15 protein-coding genes are annotated in these 20,126 nt (G+C 49.2%); 6 read left to right on the plus strand and 9 right to left on the minus strand.

The window, feature by feature from the left end:
• Positions 1-51 precede the first annotated feature (51 nt).
• Positions 52-1,911: a M2 family metallopeptidase gene (locus ACJJI1_RS13760; RefSeq protein WP_444894814.1), complete on the plus strand. Its 1,860-nt coding sequence runs from the start codon at positions 52-54 to the stop codon at positions 1,909-1,911.
• Between the two features lie 107 nt (positions 1,912-2,018).
• On the opposite strand, the gene ACJJI1_RS13765 is transcribed toward ACJJI1_RS13760, so the two are convergent.
• The 6 genes from ACJJI1_RS13765 to purM form a co-directional block, all read right to left on the minus strand.
• Positions 2,019-3,335 carry a YlbE family protein gene (locus ACJJI1_RS13765; protein WP_444894813.1) on the minus strand — a complete coding sequence of 439 codons (1,317 nt, stop codon included), beginning with the start codon at positions 3,333-3,335 and terminating at the stop codon, positions 2,019-2,021.
• A gap of 2 nt (positions 3,336-3,337) precedes the next feature.
• The gene (locus ACJJI1_RS13770; RefSeq protein ID WP_444942451.1) at positions 3,338-4,111 is read right to left on the minus strand and encodes a type IV pili methyl-accepting chemotaxis transducer N-terminal domain-containing protein; all 774 of its coding nucleotides are present in this window, start codon (positions 4,109-4,111) and stop codon (positions 3,338-3,340) included.
• A gap of 506 nt (positions 4,112-4,617) precedes the next feature.
• Entirely contained in the window at positions 4,618-6,021 is a 1,404-nt protein-coding gene (locus ACJJI1_RS13775; RefSeq protein ID WP_444942450.1) for an OmpP1/FadL family transporter, read from the minus strand.
• 244 nt (positions 6,022-6,265) lie between these two features.
• Positions 6,266-6,970, minus strand: coding sequence for a DUF3108 domain-containing protein (locus ACJJI1_RS13780; protein WP_282931679.1), 705 nt, complete (start codon positions 6,968-6,970; stop codon positions 6,266-6,268).
• Between the two features lie 101 nt (positions 6,971-7,071).
• A complete protein-coding gene (gene purN, locus ACJJI1_RS13785; protein ID WP_444927017.1) occupies positions 7,072-7,716 on the minus strand; it encodes a phosphoribosylglycinamide formyltransferase in 645 nt (214 codons plus the stop codon).
• Positions 7,716-8,777, minus strand: a complete 1,062-nt coding sequence (gene purM, locus ACJJI1_RS13790) for a phosphoribosylformylglycinamidine cyclo-ligase (RefSeq protein ID WP_444957007.1) — start codon at positions 8,775-8,777, stop codon at positions 7,716-7,718. Before purM ends, purN begins: the two co-directional genes overlap by 1 nt.
• A 277-nt stretch (positions 8,778-9,054) precedes the next feature.
• Here purM and ACJJI1_RS13795 point away from each other — a divergent pair, with 277 nt between their 5' ends.
• From ACJJI1_RS13795 to ACJJI1_RS13815, 5 genes are all read left to right on the plus strand, one after another.
• Positions 9,055-10,152 (plus strand): DUF2066 domain-containing protein, encoded by a 1,098-nt coding sequence (locus tag ACJJI1_RS13795; RefSeq protein WP_282931682.1) that lies wholly within the window; start codon positions 9,055-9,057, stop codon positions 10,150-10,152.
• Position 10,153: 1 nt separating this feature from the next.
• A complete protein-coding gene (hda, locus tag ACJJI1_RS13800; RefSeq protein WP_282931683.1) occupies positions 10,154-10,867 on the plus strand; it encodes a DnaA regulatory inactivator Hda in 714 nt (237 codons plus the stop codon).
• A gap of 275 nt (positions 10,868-11,142) precedes the next feature.
• On the plus strand, positions 11,143-12,075 hold the full coding sequence (locus ACJJI1_RS13805) for a universal stress protein (RefSeq protein WP_413664792.1): 933 nt from the start codon (positions 11,143-11,145) through the stop codon (positions 12,073-12,075).
• Positions 12,076-12,202: 127 nt separating this feature from the next.
• On the plus strand, positions 12,203-14,020 hold the full coding sequence (locus tag ACJJI1_RS13810) for a DUF885 domain-containing protein (protein ID WP_444957008.1): 1,818 nt from the start codon (positions 12,203-12,205) through the stop codon (positions 14,018-14,020).
• 272 nt (positions 14,021-14,292) lie between these two features.
• Positions 14,293-14,688, plus strand: coding sequence for a cupin domain-containing protein (locus ACJJI1_RS13815; RefSeq protein WP_444957009.1), 396 nt, complete (start codon positions 14,293-14,295; stop codon positions 14,686-14,688).
• A 105-nt stretch (positions 14,689-14,793) separates the two neighbouring features.
• Here ACJJI1_RS13815 and ACJJI1_RS13820 read toward each other — a convergent pair whose 3' ends face one another.
• From ACJJI1_RS13820 to sodB, 3 genes are all read right to left on the minus strand, one after another.
• Positions 14,794-16,692, minus strand: coding sequence for a DUF885 domain-containing protein (locus ACJJI1_RS13820; RefSeq protein WP_444957010.1), 1,899 nt, complete (start codon positions 16,690-16,692; stop codon positions 14,794-14,796).
• A 429-nt stretch (positions 16,693-17,121) separates the two neighbouring features.
• Complete coding sequence (locus ACJJI1_RS13825; RefSeq protein ID WP_444957011.1) at positions 17,122-18,996, minus strand: DUF885 domain-containing protein; 1,875 nt, start codon at positions 18,994-18,996, stop codon at positions 17,122-17,124.
• A gap of 234 nt (positions 18,997-19,230) precedes the next feature.
• Positions 19,231-19,812: a superoxide dismutase [Fe] gene (gene sodB / locus ACJJI1_RS13830; RefSeq protein ID WP_108732228.1), complete on the minus strand. Its 582-nt coding sequence runs from the start codon at positions 19,810-19,812 to the stop codon at positions 19,231-19,233.
• Positions 19,813-20,126 lie beyond the last annotated feature (314 nt).

A 20,126-nucleotide genomic window follows, 5' to 3' on the forward strand; every position in this document is an offset into this window, starting at 1 on the left:
TATAAACGGCGTCAACTATAAGCAGATCTAAAAATGATTCTTGAGGAGAAAATGAAAAAAGTTGCTCTCTCGATAGCGGTTGCCGTTGCACTGTCTGCCTGTGACAGTGGGCAGCAAGCGGTAAAACCGGTTGGTGTGGCTCAGGCGACTGCGGAAAGTCCAGCTGAGAATTCCCAGCTGACAGCCAAAGATGCGCAAGCTTTCCTAAATGATGCCCAGGCTCGCTTGGAAAAAATGGGGCAAGAGGCAAGTCATGCGGCTTGGCTTGCTTCTACCTATATCAATATTGATTCCCAATATGTAGAGGCTTTGGCTTCAGAGCGATACACCACCCTGGCAGTGGAGCTGGCTTCAGAGGCCGCCAAATTTAACGACCTGGACCTGGACCCGGATACCCGTCGTCAGTTGACCATGTTGAAGCAGGGTTTGGTTTTCCCCGCGCCGAAAGATCCGGCATTAACTTCTGAGCTGGCGCAAATTGGCTCAAAAATGCAGGGCATGTACGGTGCCGGTAAATACTGCCGCGAAGATGCCGGTGAAGAAAAGTGCTATACCCTGACCGAGATGGGGCAGGTGATGGCGACTAATCGCGATCCTGAGTTGCTCAAGGATCTGTGGGTTGGTTGGCGTAAAGTTTCTCCTCCCATGAAGCCTCTGTATGAGCGCCAGGTGGAGATTGGTAATGCCGGTACCAAAGAATTGGGTTATGACAACCTAAGTGTTTTTTGGCGCTCCAAATACGATATGGCTCCGGATGCCTTTGCTGCGGATATGGATACCCAGTGGGGTAAAGTGAAGCCGTTGTACGAAGCTTTGCACTGCCATGTTCGCGCCAAGTTGAATGAGCATTACGGCGATGACGTAGTGCCGGCTCAGGGTAAAATCCCTGCGCACTTGCTGGGTAATATGTGGGCCCAGGAGTGGGGTAACGTCTATGACATAGTCAAAGACGATGACATGCAGGCGCCCTATGATCTGACTCAGCTGGTGGTTGATTCCGGCATGAGTGAAAAAGACATGGTTAAAGTGGGGGAGAAGTTCTTCACCTCCCTGGGCTTTAAGCCTCTACCGGAAACTTTCTGGGAGCGCTCTCAGTTCACCCAGCCACGCGATCGCGATGTAGTTTGTCATGCCAGTGCCTGGAATATGGATGGGCAGGACGATCTCCGCATCAAGATGTGTATCAATAAAACGGGTGAAGACCTGGTTACCATCCACCACGAATTGGGCCACAACTTCTACCAGCGCATCTATAAAGATCAGCCTTTCCTCTATAAAAATGGCGCTAACGACGGTTTCCACGAAGCTGTTGGCGACACTATCGCGCTTTCCATCACGCCGAAGTACCTGAAGGAAATCGGTCTGATGAATGAGGTGCCGGATGAGAGTAAAGATATCGGTTACCTGATGCAGCAGGCGCTGGATAAGATCGCCTTCCTGCCATTTGGTCTGCTCGTTGATAAGTGGCGCTGGCAGGTATTCAACGGTGAGGTGAAGCCGGAAGATTACAACAAAGCCTGGTGGAAACTGCGTGAAGATTACCAGGGCATTGCCGCTCCGGTAGAGCGCTCCGAAGAGAACTTCGATCCGGGTGCCAAGTACCATATCCCCGGTAATACACCTTACGCTCGCTACTTCCTGGCGCGTATCCAGCAGTTTCAATTCCACCGTGCGCTGTGTGAAGCCGCTGGTGAAACCGGACCGCTGCACCGCTGCTCGATCTACCAGAATGATGAGGCTGGTAAGAAGCTGCGCGCTATGTTGGCAATGGGTGCAAGCAAGCCCTGGCCGGATGCTATGGAAGCGCTCACCGGTCAGCGCGACCTGGATGCTTCCGCCATTATCGATTACTTCCAGCCGCTGATGGCATACCTGGAAGAGCAGAACCAAGGGCGTCAGTGCGGTTGGTAATCTGAGCTTTCAATTTTGTCGGTATTAGAAAAAGGGGCTTTGCCCCTTTTTCTGTTTTATGCGCACGTGAAATATGAATCTTAGGAATTAGTTGTGAGACTCAGTTATTAGTGGACAGGGGGTTGCTCTTCCTCAGAATTTAGAAAGCTGGCAGCAGCATTTAAAAATGCTTCCAGCGGGGGGTGGAGAGACCCAGTACCGACTTGATAACGGTTCATGCTTTTGTGGGCCAAGCCAGAATTAATTGTTGGTGTTGTACCGGTCCTGATAATTTTAAGTAGGTCGAATCCAAGAGGGGCGCCTCTCCCCTCGATGCCCGGAGTAACGACAAAGTCACTTTCCGAGTGACAGATATCGTACATTTTCAGTATGTTGTCGATGTTATCTTGGTATGTTCCTGAGAATATTTTGTGGGTGCCGCCAAAACCCATAGTCTCTGTGATGGCGCTGTCTCCCATATCTCGATTGACATCTGCAGGAGTGATGCCCGGCATTAATAATCCATGGCCAACCCCAGCCAAACCGGTAAACCAGGCCTTGTCCAACCCTGAAACTTGAATACCAAATTCCGTCCCATTACGAGCCATGGTTGTGATAATACTGCTGTGAGGAATACCGCTGCCTGCATCGGAAACAAGTTTGCAGGTGGCCATGATTGGGTTCAACGGGAATGTCTCATCCTTGTAAATTTGGTTCGCAATCTTTTCAATATCTTTTCGCTTTTTACTGGCCCGAATAACTCCCGGCATTAAAATTCTGGAGAAAATCAGTGTTGCGGCATTAGTCATGACATGGCAGTCGTCCCCCATAAGGAGGCTGCGGCCAATGATCGGTATAAAATCAATCCCGCCTTCATCTAGAATTGCTTGATTTAATACGGGAGCAATTTCGTCCTCTATCCAGCGAAGGTAATTGATTGCTGATTTATCGTAGACACCAAAGCGGATAGAGCTGCCGCGGTAATCGGCACGATCATCACTGAGATTGGAGTAAGCGCGATTACCAGATAGCTTATCTTCGACAATATACACAGACATTGAATAGGTAATAATACCTGCCATTGGCCCGACGGCATTGTGGTTGTGGCAGGGCTCAAGATCAACTTGGCCTTCCTCCATAACCTGTTCGGCTTCGGCTTTATCTTTAGCGAACCCCTCATAAATTAGACCGGCAATTATTGCGCCCTTTAACGGACCTGATGCCCGCTGCCAGGTTATTGGGGGGCCGGCATGCAAAATTAAATTCTTCCGCATTCCGGGAATGTTGTCGCTAGCTTTACCTATTCCGATCAAAATCGGCACAGCTTGCTTCATACGTTTAATGGATTCGTCATTAGCTTGCTGATTAAGTGCTTGGAATTCAGGGGTTGCCAGTTTATGGAGGATTTCCTCGGTGCTGGGCCTGAATTCAATATCCGTTCTCATCCCTACTCCCCTGAATTTAGCAATTCAGCATATTGTTCAGTAATGATGTTCATATTGCGTAGCATTAGATCCGTGGTGCCGGTAATTACCTGAATTTGGCGCTTTTCAGATATTTTCATATTTCCCTCAAACCCCCGGCTGGCGTAACTCAGATGGTCTTTTGCCTTTCGTAGGTTGTCATTGATCTCTGGCGTATTGAGGGGGCTCTCCAATAGCTGATTCAGTCGGTTGGAGTATTCGGAGAGATCTTCTTGCAATCCGGTTTCGGCATCATCCAAGGATACTTCCCAAAGTTTAGCAGCGTAGTTCTTGGCGATTCTCTGGGAGAGCATACGCTGGCGGCCGGCGATATTAATGAGTTCGGCGCTGTTGTGATTGGCGACTTGTTGGAGTTGGACCACATAGGTGTGAGCAGCAGAAAGAAGGGAGTTGCTGCGCTGAAATAATTCGCTGGCGCTTTGTTTATTGACGGGTTGTAAGGCGACAGACTCAAACGCTTTCCATTCTCTTTCAACTTTAACAAGTTGATCCCTGATCTTTTCTGCGCCATGAAAATTATTTAGTTTCTCGTGATTCTTTTTAAATTCGTGAATTGATCGGGCAAATACCTTTTCGTGGCGCTCTGCATCCGGTTGAATCCCGCGCAAGATGTAAGTCTGGGTGATGCGTTGGGATAGCATTCTTTGTCGACCAGCCGTATTGATGGCGTCTCCCATAGAGAAGGCTGCGACATCCAGGCTTAAAATTAACAAGATAAATACTGCTGACAACTTCATGATTTTACTCTTGTAGTTTGACTTACTTCACAATTTAAGTGGGTTTTATGTTTGCAATGCATGCGTGAGCCCTCTCGGTTAATGAGAGGTTGCAGGGGTATTACGGAGTTATTCAGAGATCCTTGAGTAACAGTGATGTGAGCTTATAGGGGCTGCTTTCTGAATAAGGCGATTTTGAACAATATTGATAAGTTAAACAAATAAGCTCCAAATTCCATTGATTGAGCAAAAATAAATAATTTAAATACGTTGTTAGGAAATATGATTTTGCAAACTCATCTGGTTTTAGGATTTGACGTTCCTTATATCAAATTTAAGGATGGAGATATCTAACCCTTTTTTTCGGTGTTAACGCTTTGGTGGTATTTGGATTGGGGGTGAGGGGGAGTTTTCTGGTGAGTGGATTGTTGTGGGGTTAATGGAGGCTTAGGTGAGGAGGATAATAGCTGGAAATAAAAAAGGCCCTACCAGGGGTAGAGCCTTCTTCTCATCAGATCTAAGGTGACTTAGAACTGGTAATTCAGAGCCAAGCTGAACAGGTAAGCTTCGGTCTTGGTGGTGCCACCATCGAAGTAGGTAATCAGGGTGTCGCTGATGTTGTTAGCTTCCTGGATAACTTCGTCATCACCCCAGATGTAGGCGAAAGCACCATCAACGGTAAGTTTGTCAGTCAGTGAGTAGGTGCCGCCAACAGTCAGCCACTGGCGATCAGTGTCAGGAATAGACAGGGTACGCCAGGTAATCGGGAGATCTTCATCTACCAGCTCTGAGAGCTCTTCAGTTTCTTCGCGGTTTAAGCCGTCGCGGGCTGCGCCTTGGTCGTAAGCGTAACCAAAGCGGAAGGTCCACTCGTCATTGCGGTAGTATTCACCACCGATGCTGAAGCGAGAACCGCTCTGGAAGTTTTCTTCTTTCAGCAGAAGCGGGTTGTACTCTTCACCAGCGGAGGGGATAAAGGCTTCGAGGCGCTCGAAACGGTCCCAGTTGGTCCACATGTAGCCTACCGCCACACCCCAGTTATTGTTGAAGCGGTGGTAGAAGCCCAGCTCCAGGGTGTCAGGCAGGTTCAGGGTCAGGTTGCCGGAAGTATCGTCAAATGAATCCAGCGGGCTCGGAGCGATGTCGGAGCTTACTTCACCCTTAATTTTGGGGTCGTACTTAGCGTGGTAAGAAATACCTGCGCGAGTGTTGTCGCTGATGCGCCACAGGCCGCCGATGGTCCAGCTCAGGTCCCAGGCATCCCCTTTTACGTCCAACACGGTGGCGCCGGCGGGGTTAAATCCTAAGACGGGTTCTACAACGTCACCGATCAGGAAGTCATCGGGGAAGGTGGTGTTCAGTTCTGCATCAACGTAGAAAATATTCGCTGCCAGGCCAATGCTGAATTGATCGTTAAAATCGTAAGCAACAGATGGCTGGATGTTTACGGTCAGCAGAGAGGTTTTGTTGGCGATTGTAGTTGCAGGGAAGTTATCCGGGAAATCAGTTTCCAGGCCAAAGTCGGTGTACATGGCAAGGCCCCAGGACCACTCATCATTGATGGGGGCGGCCAGGTAGCCGTTGGGGATTACCGCGCTGGTGGCGTAGTCTTTGGCGCTCGCGGGAGTTTCGAATCCCAGGTAGCCAGTTTCCTCACTGCCGACATAGTAGGTGACATCACCATCAACATCGATTTCGGGGTCAACGTAAGTCGCACCAAGAGAAATGGTGTAAGTATTGAATAGAGCTGAACCGGCTGGGTTGCGCGCCAGAATTGCAGCGTTGTCGCCGATAGTGTTTTCGGCAGCAAATGCGCGGCCAAGGCCTGTTGCACTGGTTTCCTGCAAGTAGAAACCTGCAGCCATAGCGCCTTGGGAAACGGAGCTGATAGCTGCGGCCAGAACTGCGTGTCGCAGGTATTTTTTATTCATGAGAACCCATCTCTAAGTCTGCTGATTACTGAAAGCCATAAACAGGTTGGAAAAAACTCTGCCATGGCAGGAAGGCCTTTAGACTTATATAAGTACCTTCCACTTCCGTAGCAAATCCCTTACTAAAAAGTCTAGCAATACGTCATTGCCCTAGTGAGGGAGAGGAGTGACTTTATAAAGACAATGGGGACAAAAATCTATCCAAGTCGACGGATTTTTTTTCATCAGTCGAAAATGTGGCCATTTATTGGCTGGCAGCGACTTTTTCGCCGTTGATGGATAAATTTGTCAGGTTGATTTGATACCTTTTGCCATTTTCTTCTCTTTGGATAAGTTTCACCAAAGCGTAGTTCCATTGCGGTGCGATCCAGACAGTTGTCTCTCTTCCTGAGTCTTTATCTCTCACTCGAGCGACTTTAATTGTCTCCACCGGGCCCAGAGGTGTTTTTAGGGTTTCAGTGCCAACTTGACTGAATTTGTAATCGCGAATTTTTTTGCCGTCGGCAACTTTGTATTGAAGGTCTGTTTTTCCAGCGGCGACATCGAGTGCCAGTTGGATTTGATAGCTCACCTTGTCAAGAATATTGGGTGGGGCGTCTTTGAGATCCCGCTCCGGATTATGGACGTTAAAGATCATACCTTTTGATGGTTCGAAATTAAGCACCGTGGCGCGATTTCGACCAAGGCCTTTGCGGCGATATTCGTAATGTTGGGGGGTGATATGGCCATCCTGGCTGGTAAAGCGAGAGTACTCTTTAATGCTGGCAAAAAGGGCGCTGCTATCGAAGTCCAGGCGCCAGTTGCCGTCCTGTCCGGACAATTCCCGAGTGGCGGTAATGCTGATCCCATTAAATCGGGCGGCGTAGGTGGCTTTGAAAGGTTCCAGCTCAGCAGCAATTGCCTGGCCGGTAATTAAAAAAAGAAACAGAGAGGTAGCAAAAAGGCGCACTGTGATATCCCACAAAAAACTGAACCCTTTTGAATACTAGCTGGCGAGGCGCGCAAAGTACATTGAAGGACTTTTACCCCGCCAGCTATCAAGGTCTGGTTTTATGCGGAAACCTGAACCCCGTGGTGAGGTAGTAATTCACCATCCAGCTGAACTCGATCATCTGCCATTTGCAGGCGCTGTTGAGCAAACCAGGTAACTGCCATGGGGTAAATGATGTGTTCTTGAACCTGCACTCGCTTTGCCAGTAGCTCTGGAGTGTCTCCCTCCTTTACAGGAACAATGGCTTGGACGATAGGTGGCCCGCCATCGAGTTCCTCGGTGACAAAATGCACGGTTACTCCGTGTTCTTTGTCCCCGGCTTCCAGTGCCCGCTTATGGGTATGCAGGCCCTGGTATTTCGGCAGTAAGGAGGGGTGAATGTTGATCAGGCGGCCGTTGTAGTGGCGCACAAAGTCGGGTGTCAAAATACGCATAAACCCAGCCAGTACAACCAAATCTGGTTTGCACTTGTCGATCTCTTCGATCAAGGCGTGATCGAAGGTTTCTCTGCTGGAGAAATCCCGGTGATCCACCACAGAGGTGGGAACGCCTGCCTGTTCTGCGCGAGTCAGACCATAGGCATCTGCCTTATTGCTGACAACTGCAGTCACGGAAAAAGGCGCGTCCTCTTGTGCGGCGGCATCCAGCAGAGCCTGCAGGTTGCTGCCACTACCGGAGATTAATACGGCAACTCTACAAGACATTACAGCCCCGCCAGCTCTACTGCTTCCGCCCCTTCTTTGGCATCTTCGATAGTGCCAACGACAAAGGCGTCTTCGCCCATTTGCTTGAGAGCGGATAGTGCCGACTCGGATTGCTCTGCAGGCACGCAAATAACCATGCCAACACCGCAGTTAAACGTGCGGTACATTTCGCGGCTATCGATATTGCCTGCATCACGCAGCCAATTAAATACAGGAGGCATTTCCCAGCTGGTGACATCAATACGCGCGCTGCAGCCTTCGGGCAGTACGCGGGGCAGGTTTTCCAGTAAGCCGCCGCCAGTGATATGGCTTAGCGCATTCACCTGGAAGGTCTTCATTAATTGCAGCAGGTTTTTAACGTAAATACGGGTTGGGGCCATCAGCGCTTTGGCCAGGGTTTCACCGCCGATATCCTGCTGGAGATCGGCACCGCTGACTTCGAGAACCTTGCGGATCAGGGAGTAGCCATTGGAGTGGGGCCCACTGGAGGCCAAGCCGATCAATACGTCGCCAGCTTTAACTTTGCTGCCGTCGATGATTTCAGATTTTTCTACGACACCGGTGCAGAAGCCTGCCAGGTCATAATCGTCGCCTTCGTACATGCCGGGCATTTCGGCAGTCTCGCCGCCGACCAGTGCGCAGCCTGACAGCTCACAGCCTTTACCAATGCCGGTTACCACTTCTGCAGCAATATCGACATTGAGTTTGCCGGTTGCGTAATAGTCGAGGAAGAAGAGGGGTTCAGCCCCGGCTACGATCAGGTCATTCACACACATGGCGACAAGATCGATCCCAATGCTGTCGTGAATGCCCAACTCCATTGCCAGGCGTAACTTGGTACCCACACCGTCGGTGCCGGAAACCAAAACCGGCTCTTTATAGCCGCTTGGTAGTTCACACAGGGCGCCGAATCCGCCCAGTCCGCCCATTACCTCGGGGCGGGATGTGCGTTTGGCGACATTTTTGATACGCTCTACCAGTGCATTACCTGCGTCGATATCGACACCGGCATCTTTATAAGAGAGGGATGTTTGCGTAGATTGCGGCTTGGAATCGCTCATGATTCTTCCTGCGGTGGGTATTCGAAGGGCGCGTATTCTATCTGGGTCTTGCCTCGGGAGCCACGCCCAGACGGCATTTCGAAGGGGGATTTCGGCATTTTCTCACCATTTGAACTGTGAAATCACTCCGATAGTGAGAACTCGGGGCTGAGAGAAACGTCTGACGCTGATACAATAGCCGCAATTTTTAGTCCGCCCTAAAATCTGGCGTCTTGCACATCGATAATAATTTCTGCAAGCTCAGGGGCGGAAAATAAGAGGTTTGGAGAGAAGTCCTATGCACAAGCTGCTCCGGCAGGGATTGGTGTTGCAGTTGCTGGCTCTGATCATCAGTGTTCTAGCCCTACCGGTCCAAGCTCGAGTCATCTCGGATTTGTACGAAGTTGTCGAGGCTGTGTCGAGTCGCGGAGCCACGGATCGTGCAGCAGCCGGAAGTCGCGGCCTGGAACGGGTGTTCGTACGTGTTACGGGAGATGCCGCTGTCGGTAGTAACCCAAATGTGCAGCCGATATTAAAAAATGCCCAGCAGTTTGTTCAGGGGTATCGCTATACCCGTGAGGACAATCAGCTCTACTTGCACCTTTCCTTTGATCCCCAAGCGATCTCCCGGCAAGTTAATCAAATGAACTTGCCCATGTGGCCTAACAATCGCCCCGGCACTTTGGTGTGGCTTGCAGTAGATACCCTGCAAGAGGGCCGCAGTGCTTTGAGTGAAGAGGCGACCCCGGAGCTCTTCTCTGTACTCGAGGCAATGGCTATCGAGCGCGGTGTCCCCCTGGATTTCCCTGTAATGGATCTCAATGACCAGCGCAATATGCCCCTGGGAGCTCTCTGGGCCCAGGATGAGCAAGCAGCTGAGAAGGCGGGTTTTCGCTATAGCCCCGATGCCACTTTGATGGGCCGGGTGCTTCAAGCTTCAGGCCATCGCTGGCAGGCAGATTGGTTGCTAATCCACGGTGGTCGCAGCTATGCCTTCGATACTGCCGGAGGTTCGCTGGAAGAGGTCGCTCTGCGCGGCGTTAACCAACTGGCCAATATTCTTGCACAGCGCTATGCGGTGTCCCCGAATGGCCAGGACAATCAGTTGGGTGCGGTGATTGTTGAGTTGTCTGGTATCGACAGTTTTGCTGATTATGCCAAGGCATCTGGTTATCTACAGGGGTTGGCACAGGTCAGCAGTGCTAACCTGCTCTCTGTTGAAGGGGATCGAATGCGCCTGGCACTGGTCACTTCGGCAGGGTTGAGCAATTTGCGTGATACCCTGGCTCTAAACCATAAATTGCGAGCACAAGCGGACGGAGACGCCATTAACCTGAATGGATACCGTTCACCCTTGGGCAGCGCTGAGAACCCGTTGCGCTATCACTGGGATTGAGATGAGTATTCCGCAACAATTGCCGCTGGGGGTATCCCTGCGGGATGACGCCACTTTTGATAACTTCTACCTGTCGGATTCAGATCCAAATCGACAGGTAGTTGCCCTGCTGCAGTCTTTTGCCAGTGGCGAGAATCCCGAGTCTGTAATTTACATTTGGGGTGAGGCGGGTAGTGGTATTAGCCACTTGCTTCAGTCTGCTTGTCAGTGCGCAGAGGCCAATGGTCGCTCTTTCCATTATCTCCCTCTTGCAGACCTAATGAACATGGACCCGGCTGTTATTCTCGACGGACTCGAACGCCTGGACCTTGTCTGTATAGATGACGTTCATTTGTTGGAGGGGCAGCCCGAGTGGCAGACCGCTATTTTCCACCTCTATAACCGAGTTAAGGATGGCGGCAGGCAGTTATTAATGGGGGCTCGCAAGTCACCCCGAGGTATGGATATTGCCCTGGCTGATCTGCAGTCACGCCTGCACTGGTCCCTGGTGTTCCAGCTCAAAACCCTGAATGACAGCGATAAAGTTGCCGCCCTGCGCCGTCGCAGCCGTCTGCGCGGTTTTGACCTGCCGGAAGATGTGGCCCAGTACATATTGCACCGCGCCCCGAGGGATACTCGAGCACTCTTTCTGTGTCTGGAGGAGCTGGACCGGGCTTCACTTATGGCTAAGCGTAAAATTACCATTCCTTTTGTTAAGCAGGTTTTGGATATCTGACCCCAGAATTGGGTCCTGGCCGACCTGCTTTAGCTCCCTGAGCTCATTTGGGCTCCTCTGTCTTGTGTTTTAGCGGCACTAGACGCTTTTTCCGCCTACTATGGTTGGTGTTTACTCACTTCACCTCCCCCTATCTACTCCTGCTCCATCTCCTTCACCTGTGTATTTCCGTGTGAAATCTGCTCTGCTCACGATACCAATTTGAGGCAGCGAGTGGGTTTATGGTGAGTCTTGCCCCTGTTTGCTCCCAAATGTCTCTGGTTGAGGGCAGCGTTATGCCAAACATTCATAAAATCCTGTATGTCAGCCATGCTGCTGAGGATGAAAGCAGTGGGCTCATGCAGGCTTTTGCAGTGGCGCGCAATCATCAGGCGGAGATAAAGGTTTTACTGGTCTGTCCGAAGGTGCCGGAAGGGTTTGAGGAGTTTAGTCGGCTCTGTGTGAGGACAATGCTTGATAGGGTCAGGAGTGAAATTGAGTCGGCCCGCGTACATATGGAGTTATCGGCGGAAAGGACCAATTTGGAGATTGAGTCAGATTGTGGTGCCCGACCTGCCGAGCGGGTGATCCGCCGGGTATTGGCTGAGGGCTATGACCTGGTGATCAAGAATGTTGAGGGTCGCAGCCAGCTTAAGGGCTTCAAGGCAATGGATATGGATCTGCTGCGAAAGTGTCCCTGCCCGGTATGGCTGTGCCGCCCAATCAAGGAACATCGCAACAAGATACAGGTGGCTGTTGCTCTCGACCCTGAATGCGAGGATGGCAGCACTTATGACTTGGCGATCCGGTTGCTGCGCTGGTCGCGAGTACTCGCTGATAGCTGCAGTGGCGTGCTGAATGTTATTTCCTGTTGGGACTTCGATATCGATGAATACTTGCGGCGTCATTTTCCCTTGAGCGCTTCTGAGGAAGAGTTGGATGAGGCCACTGAATCGGCGCGGGCCCAGCACCGATCAAAGCTCGATGTATTGATACGTGCATCCGGAATTGAGGGGGAAATACGTATTCACCATGTGGTTGCCCATCCAGATAACTTTATTCCATTGCTGATTGATGAAGAAGGTCTCGACTTGCTGGTTATGGGCACTGTTGGACGGGCGGGTATTCCCGGTTTCATTATGGGGAATACTGCAGAGAATATATTGCAGAAGGTCAGTTGCTCCCTGCTGGCTCTGAAGCCCAGTGACTTTGTATCGCCGATAAAATAGTTGTGAATTATGGGTCTAATTCAGCTTGGCCCCTGCGCTGATCGCTCTATCGGAATTCTCTGCTGCGGGAGTTGAGGTGATCCTGATACCGGGACAAAATTACAGCTAAGAATTCGGGAGAAATATAATGATTAAGACTATTGCCAAATGGTTTGGCGGCTTATTTTTTGTGGGGGTTTTGGCAGTTTCTGCTTTTGCTATTAATGTAGTTTATTTCAAGCCTTGGTCTATAGATGTATTTTTTGAACGTGTATTTATAAAAATCGGCAGTAGCAGTCCGGAAATCCTTTCACAAATTAGAGTTTTGGAACAATTTGGAATTGATGGACACAATGCGCATCTCGATGATTTGTCTGAAGAAGAGCAGTTGCGTGTTATTGAAATGATGAAGAGCGAGCTGGCGGTATTGCGCAGCTATGATCGCGAAAGTTTGGAAGGGCAACAGGCCATTTCCTATGATGTGTTAGAGCATCTTCTCAGTATAAAGGCAGAAGTTGAACGCTGGAGGCACCATGATTACCCGCTTAACCAAATGTCGGGTGAGCAGAATAGGTTGCCGGAGTTTCTCGCTGAAGTACATCAGATCAACAATGTAAAAGAAGCTGATTATTACTTGTCTCGTCTGGGAGAGGTCGGGCGTAAGTTTGATCAATTGCTGGATGGTCTGAAGATAAGGGAAGAGAAAGATATCTTGCCTCCGCGCTTTGTTGTCGATAGTGTTTTAGAGGAAATGCAGGGTTTTATCGCCGCGCCGGTAAAAGAAAATATACTTTATACCTCATTACTGGAGCGACTTAACAAAATTGAAAAGCTGGATAAACAGGAGCGGGAACGTATTCTCAGCCAAGCTGAGTTGCTGATTGGTACAGAAGTTTACGCCGCGTATCAAGGGCTAATCGATTATTTCAGTACTCTCCGGTTAAAAGTTGGAGAGAACAATGGTGTTTGGGCATTGCCGGATGGGGATGCCTACTATGCCTATCAGGTACGCAACTTTACCAGTACAGATATTGCACCGGAGGAACTCCATCGTATTGGATTGGAAGAGGTTGCAAGAATTGAAACGGAAATGAATGAAATTTTTTCATCCGTTGGTAGAACCAGTGGCACTATTAGCGAACGTTTCTCTGCACTGAATAATGATCCCCAGTTTCTTTATGAGGATTCAGATTTAGGGCGGGAGAAAATTATTGCCGATTACCAGGTAATGATTGATGAAATTGATGCAGGCCTGGGTGACTATTTTGATTTAAAACCCAAAATGGGTGTTGAGGTGCGCCGAGTCCCAGAGTTTAAAGAGCAAGGTTCGGCGGGAGCCTACTACAACCCTCCAGCAATGGACGGGTCTCGCCCCGGGGTATTTTATGCAAACTTGCGGGATGTTCATGAAACCAAAAAGTTTGGAATGCGTACCTTGGCTTACCATGAAGCGGTACCTGGGCATCACTTCCAGTTGGCAATTGCACAAGAGCTAAAAGGTGTGCCGACTTTCCGTAAAATGGGGTTGTTTAATGCTTACTCGGAAGGGTGGGCACTGTACTCTGAGAAGCTTGCTAAAGAAGCCGGTTTCCAGGAAAACCCCTACGATGATTTGGGTCGGTTGCAGGCGGAAATGTTCCGGGCTGTGCGGTTGGTCGTGGATACTGGAATACACTATAAGCGCTGGAGTCGCGAGCAAGCGATTGAGTATATGCTGGAAAAGACCGGTATGACTGAGTCTGAAGTCACCACCGAGATCGAGCGATATATGGTTTGGCCCGGCCAGGCACTGGCCTACAAAACCGGTATGCTAAAGATTCTTGAGTTGCGTGAACGGGCTAAAGAAGCGCTTGGTAGCCAGTTTGATATCCGCCAGTTCCACAATGTAGTTCTCACCAATGGCGCTTTGCCATTGGCAGTGTTGGAGCAGCAGGTAGATCAGTGGATAGCAACCAACAAGATTTAGGATTCACTTTTGCAGAGTATTCGGCTATAGGATCGTCAAAAGAGTAACTTAAAAGTTTGAGCATCTTTACCGCTAGAAAGGGTGAAGGTGCTCGGATTATGTGGTTTTAGTTACTAAAAAGGGAGAAGGGAAGAATACACCGCGCTTGGGACCCTATGAGGCATGGATGCCGATTAAGAGCTTACAGGGATGTATTCACAGCGTGTCTCGAGTGCGGTGTATTCTTCCCTTCCACCCCAGTAGTAAGAATAGTACTTGTAAGGAGTTGGTAAGTGCCGAAGTCAAAAGCTATTACGGTAGATGATGGGTTTTCTAGAGTTAAATTTCTAAAAGAAAGAACTCCCGAAACAACGGATGAGGAAGCTAAAGATGCATTTGCCTTATTGTCCGAGTATAGGGATGGTGGAATATACGTAGCCCACTATTCAGGGAATAGCGAGTGGGAAAGGCACACCAATGGAGATGAGTTTGTTCAAGTTGTAGATGGAGAAACAACTCTAATTCTTCTCGTAAACGGTGAAGAGAAGCGGAACGAATTATCAGCCGGGCAAATATTGGTTATACCAAAAGGTGTCTGGCACCGATTTGAAACGCCTGGCGAAGTAAAAGTTATGACTATTACCCCTCAGCCAACTGAGCACAGTATTGCTAAGCCATGCGATACTTAAGAAATAAGATCATTCTACATGCTGGTAACGGTTTGCAGTATAAGAGTGAGCGCTATTAGCTTAAATTAAAAAAGGCCACAGGTAGTGGCCTTTTTTAATTCTGTTTTAACCTTTTAGTTTTACTTTTGGAGTTCTGGTGTTTGCTATCCACTCGTCAATAATTTCCTCCAGGGCATCCAGTGGTACTGGACCGTTGGCCAGAACTGCATTGTGGAATTGACGAATATCAAACTTCTCTCCCAGTTCTTTTTTGGCTTTCTCACGAAGCTGTAAAATTTTGAGCATGCCAATTTTGTAGGCTGTTGCCTGGCCGGGTAATACGATATAGCGCTCGACTGCTTTAATAACATCCCCCTCAGGATTAGGGGTGTTTTCCATCAGGTATTGTATGGCTTGTTCTCGGGTCCACTTCTTGGTGTGAATTCCGGTATCGACTACAAGGCGTCCTGCTCGCCACAACTCCATGGCGAGGCGCCCAAAATCTGAGTAGGGGTCTTGGTAGAGTCCCATCTCTTTTGGCACCATTTCAGAGTAAAGGCCCCAACCCTCGGTATAGGCGGTATAGTGACCATATTTGCGGAATTTAGGGATATCCTGTAATTCCTGGGTGATAGAGAGCTGCATATGGTGGCCGGGGATACCCTCGTGGTATGCCAGTGCTTCCATCTGGTAACTGGGCATATCGTCCATATTGTAGAGGTTGGCATAGTAGATGCCTGGGCGTGATCCGTCGGCAGCAGGTTGCAGGTAAAAAGCTTTACCGGCAGATTTCTCCCGGAAAGGTTCAACCGCTCTCACATCGAGATCCGCTCTAGGTTTGGTGATAAATAGCTCGTCCAGCCTACCCTTCATGGTATTGATAATGGTGGTGGCCTTCTCCAGGTATGCAGTTTTTCCCTGTTCAGTGGTCGGGTAATAAAATTGCTGGTCGGTGCGCATAAATTCGAAGAAATTTTTCAATTTACCTTCGAATTTTACTTTACGCATAATTTCACGCATCTCATCATGGATGCGAGTCACTTCTTCAAGGCCAATCCTATGAATTTCTTCGGCTGTCATATCGGTAGATGTGTAAAAGCCGAGACGAAAATTATAGAAGTCACTGCCATCTGCCAGTTTCCAGGCGCCATCATCAGTAGTTGCGCGTATCTCAAGCTCTTGCAGGTAGTCGATTAGGGTTTTATAGGCGGGGCCAGTGTTGTCTTTTAGTGCTGTTTTAGCTTTATCTATTAAGGACTTTTTCTGCTCTTTACTAATATCGAGATTTTCTACTTTTCCCTTAAAGTCAGCAAATAGAGGGCTGTCCTTTTTTCTGTCAAAAGGAGCACCGGTAATTAGGTTTTGTGCATCTTCAATAACATAGGGGAAAACGAATTTTGGAATAGTGGTGCCAGCTTTGGCGTTTTCCTCCAGTTGGTCTTGCAGCTGTGCGAAATACTGGGGAATTCTATTTAAGCGGGAAATATAAGCTTCGGCATCCCTGATGTTATCGATACGGTGCTGGCTGATAAGTATTGAAGCTGCGCCGGTATGAGTGGCGAACATTTGGTTGACTGGGTAATTATGATTTCGCCACTTATAGGCTTCGATCTCTTGTTGCAAAGTGCGTTTTGCCAGTCGAAGATTAAGTTGGGTAGGTCGATCCAGTATAGCGGGATCAATTTTATTCAGCTCGGATAATTGACGCTTATTAATTTCATGGGTTTCTTGCGCAAACTCAGGAGTTAGATCATTCCATTTGCCGTACTCCTCTTTCAGACCCAAGAATGTTTTGAATTCAGGGCTGCGGTCTAGATGCTCCTGGAAGAACTTATCGAATAGCAAATTGACCTTCTTGCTGGCCTCACTCATTTCTTTGCTGACTTTCGGGGGAGGTGACTGATTAAGTGCACTTTCCTCTAAGGGGGCAATCTTATGTGTATCCGCATTGTTGGTACTATCGTTACAGCCCGTGAGAATGAGTGAGCTTACTGCCGCTGCAATCAGAGTTACTTTTAACTTCATGAGTACAATCCTTGCGTTCAAAGAGTAGCTCTTACTTTTTTATCATTATTTTTGCAGTTAATGGACTTTTTTATGTAAAAGTATCCCATTATTTGGTTTTGTGGATATAAATTCAGCAGAAACTAAGAGCGGTGCACTTTTTTGGTATGGGGAATACTGGGTATGTTTTATTTTAGTGCTTTTATACGACAGTGGCGGCTAAGGTGAGCTGAAAATAGGGGGGAGTTGAAATAAGACCACAGTGCCAATCATGCTGGGAGCTGGTGATTGCTTAATAAGAAGTCCGGAGTGTCATTCCGGACTTCCCTGTAAAACAATAAATACCGTATTGTAAAAACTATACAGAATTTTTACTTCTGCAATGCTCTACTGACGATAAGAAAAAGACAGACAAGTAGTTATCAGGTACTTATCTGTCGCTTCTATTATTTATTGTTGGGTTTTTACTTTTGCAACCCACTCATTAACCAGTTCTTCCAGTACATCCAAGGGGACTGGGCCACTGGCCAGGATAGTGTCGTGGAAGCCGCGAACATCAAACTGATCACCCAGTTCTGTTTTGGCTTTTTCACGCAGCTCGACAATTTTCAGCATACCGATTTTGTATGCGGTTGCTTGGCCAGGCATCACGATATAGCGCTCGATCGCTTTAACCACGTCGCCTTTCGGGTTCGGGGTGTTCTCTACGAGGTAGTCGATCGCTTGCTCGCGGGTCCATTTCTTGGCGTGAAGGCCGGTGTCTACCACCAATCGGCCAGCGCGCCACAGTTCCATAGCCAGGCGTCCAAAGTCAGAGTAGGGGTCTTCATAGAAGCCCAATTCCTTGGGTACCAGCTCGGAGTAGAGACCCCAGCCTTCGGTATAAGCAGTGTAACCACCGTATTTACGGAACTTGGGAATATCCTGTAATTCCTGAGCGATAGAAAGCTGCATATGGTGGCCGGGGATACCCTCGTGGTAGGCCAATGCTTCCATCTGGTAAGACGGCATATCGTTCATATTGTACAGGTTGGCGTAGTAGATACCTGGGCGCGAACCATCGGGAGCCGGGCGCTGGTAGAAGGCCTTACCCGCAGATTTTTCGCGGAAGGCCTCTACGGCTCTTACATCGAGATCGGCTTTGGGCTTGGTGATAAACAGTTCATCCAGGCGGCCCTTCATGGTGTCGATAATTGCGGTGGCCTTTTCCAGGTACTCCGCTTTACCTTCCTCAGTGGTGGGGTAATAGAACTGCTTGTCGGTACGCATGAATTCGAAGAATTCCTGCAAGTTACCTTCGAACTTCACCTTGCGCATAATCTCGCGCATTTCGTCGTGAATACGGGCAACTTCCTTAAGACCGGTTTGGTGGATCTCATCGGCAGTCATATCCGTAGTGGTGTAAACACCGAGGCGGAATTTATAGAAGTCTTCACCGTCTGCCAGTTTCCAGGCACCGTCGTCAGTGTTGGCTTTTTTCTCAAGTTCTTGCAGGTAGCTGATCAACTTTTCGTAAGCGGGGCCGGCGCTTTCAGTCAGGGCCTGGCTGGCTTTATCGATCAGAGATTTCTTTTGATCTTCACTGATTTCCAGCTTTTCTACTTTTTCCTTAAAGTCTGCAAACAGCGGGCTGTCTTTCTCACCGTTAAAAGGTGCACCGGTGATCAGGTTGCGGGAATCGCTAATAACGTAAGGGAATACAAATTTGGGTACGATGGTGCCGGCTGCAGCATTGGCTTTCAGTTGTTCTTCCAGCTGGGAGAAATACTTGGGCATGCCATTCAAGCGGGCGATATAGGCCTCTGCATCGCTGACATCATCAATACGGTGCTGGCTGATCAACAGTGTGGCGGCGCTGGTATGGGTGGCATACATCTGGTTAACAGGGTAGCCGTGGTTACGCCACTTGTAGCCATCAATATCCTGTTGCCAGTTGCGTTTTGCCAGGCGCAGGCTCAGGCGGGTAGCGTCATCCAAGGTGGAAGGATCAATTTTATTCAGTTCCGCCAGCTGACGCTTGTCGAGCTCCAGGGTTTCCTTGGCAAATTCTGGGGAGAGGTTATCCCACTTATCGTAGTCTTCTTTTTTACCCAGGAAAGTTTTGGTCTCAGGACTGCGGGCGAGGTGCTCCTGGAAGAAGTCCTCGAACATCTGGTTTACGCGTTTGACTGCGGCTGGGTCCACTTTTCCTGCGACTTCTTGAGTCGCTGTGCTTTCCGTGGCTGTGGCGGTTGCACTCTGCTCGGCTGTGTTCGGGGCGCGGTCACAGCCGCTGATTACCAGCGCGCTTATGGCGGCTGCGATCAGGGTTGGTTTCAACTTCATGAGCATATTCCCAGTGTTCGGTTCTTCGTTGCTAATTTGTGCCACTCCAGTGGCATTCTTTAGGTTGCCTGCCTAAATCCCCCACACTTTATGCGGGATGTGTAGTGCAGATCAGCAGGTATTGTGCTGACTGGAGCAGCATTTGGCCAGTAGTGGGGAGAATTTGATTGAGGGGAGGGTATTCAGGAAATAAAAAAGCGGGCACATGGCCCGCTTTTTCTGGTGACTTCGGGATTAAGCGAAGTTCTGGTTTACAAACTCCCAGTTCACCAGGGCCCAGAAAGCTTCCATGTACTTCGGGCGCAGGTTGCGGTAGTCGATGTAGTAAGCGTGCTCCCAAACATCGCAGGTCAGCAGGGGAGTAACGCCTTCTTCAGTCAGCGGGGTTGCTGCGTTGGAAGTATTTACAATAGCGACTGAGCCGTCAGCATTTTTTACCAGCCAAGTCCAGCCGGAGCCGAAATTGTTTACAGCACTGGTGGTAAATGCTTCTTTGAACTGGTCGAAGCTACCGAAGGCTGCGTTGATAGCCTCGGCAATCGCGCCAGTGGCTTCGCCGCCACCGTTAGGGCTCAGGCAGTTCCAGTAGAAAGTGTGGTTCCAAACCTGGGCTGCGTTGTTGAACACACCACCGGAAGAGGACTTGATCACGTCTTCCAGGGACTTGTCAGCGTCAGCAGTGCCTTCCAGCAGGCCGTTCAGCTTGTCTACGTAAGTTTTATGATGTTTGCCGTAGTGGTACTCCAAAGTCTCTTCGGAGATATGCGGTGCCAGGGCGTTCTTAGCGTAGGGGAGTTCAGGCAATTCGAAAGCCATGGTGTTTTCCTTCCTTTGTCTGAGGGTTATTGGTGAGGGCATTCTACACGTGCCGCATCTCAGAATTAAGCCGGCGCGGTGGATTAGGGAAGTTTGGGACGATTTCCTCAAACACAAGGGGGGAAGCTTTTGCTGTCAGCTCTATTCGACTGTCGTCTATTATTACTGACGACCGCTTACTTTTTCGTCAATTTTTGGTATAACTGCCGCAGAATTCGACGAATCTGAATGGATTCTATTGTCATATATTTCTGAAAATACGGTACCGGAAAGACCAGCATAGAACTGGCGGGTACCGGACTCATCAGCACAGT

It is taken from the genome of Microbulbifer maximicatervae (SeqCode) (genome assembly GCF_052467065.1).

Coding starts and splice junctions, on each gene's coding strand:
- ACJJI1_RS13760 (WP_444894814.1), top strand. CDS start 52: ATGAAAAAAGTTGCTCTCTCGATAGCGGTTGCCGTTGCACTGTCTGCC.
- ACJJI1_RS13765 (WP_444894813.1), bottom strand. CDS start 3,335: ATGAGAACGGATATTGAATTCAGGCCCAGCACCGAGGAAATCCTCCAT.
- ACJJI1_RS13770 (WP_444942451.1), bottom strand. CDS start 4,111: ATGAAGTTGTCAGCAGTATTTATCTTGTTAATTTTAAGCCTGGATGTC.
- ACJJI1_RS13775 (WP_444942450.1), bottom strand. CDS start 6,021: ATGAATAAAAAATACCTGCGACACGCAGTTCTGGCCGCAGCTATCAGC.
- purN (WP_444927017.1), bottom strand. CDS start 7,716: ATGTCTTGTAGAGTTGCCGTATTAATCTCCGGTAGTGGCAGCAACCTG.
- purM (WP_444957007.1), bottom strand. CDS start 8,777: ATGAGCGATTCCAAGCCGCAATCTACGCAAACATCCCTCTCTTATAAA.
- ACJJI1_RS13795 (WP_282931682.1), top strand. CDS start 9,055: ATGCACAAGCTGCTCCGGCAGGGATTGGTGTTGCAGTTGCTGGCTCTG.
- hda (WP_282931683.1), top strand. CDS start 10,154: ATGAGTATTCCGCAACAATTGCCGCTGGGGGTATCCCTGCGGGATGAC.
- ACJJI1_RS13805 (WP_413664792.1), top strand. CDS start 11,143: ATGCCAAACATTCATAAAATCCTGTATGTCAGCCATGCTGCTGAGGAT.
- ACJJI1_RS13810 (WP_444957008.1), top strand. CDS start 12,203: ATGATTAAGACTATTGCCAAATGGTTTGGCGGCTTATTTTTTGTGGGG.
- ACJJI1_RS13820 (WP_444957010.1), bottom strand. CDS start 16,692: ATGAAGTTAAAAGTAACTCTGATTGCAGCGGCAGTAAGCTCACTCATT.
- ACJJI1_RS13825 (WP_444957011.1), bottom strand. CDS start 18,996: ATGAAGTTGAAACCAACCCTGATCGCAGCCGCCATAAGCGCGCTGGTA.
- sodB (WP_108732228.1), bottom strand. CDS start 19,812: ATGGCTTTCGAATTGCCTGAACTCCCCTACGCTAAGAACGCCCTGGCA.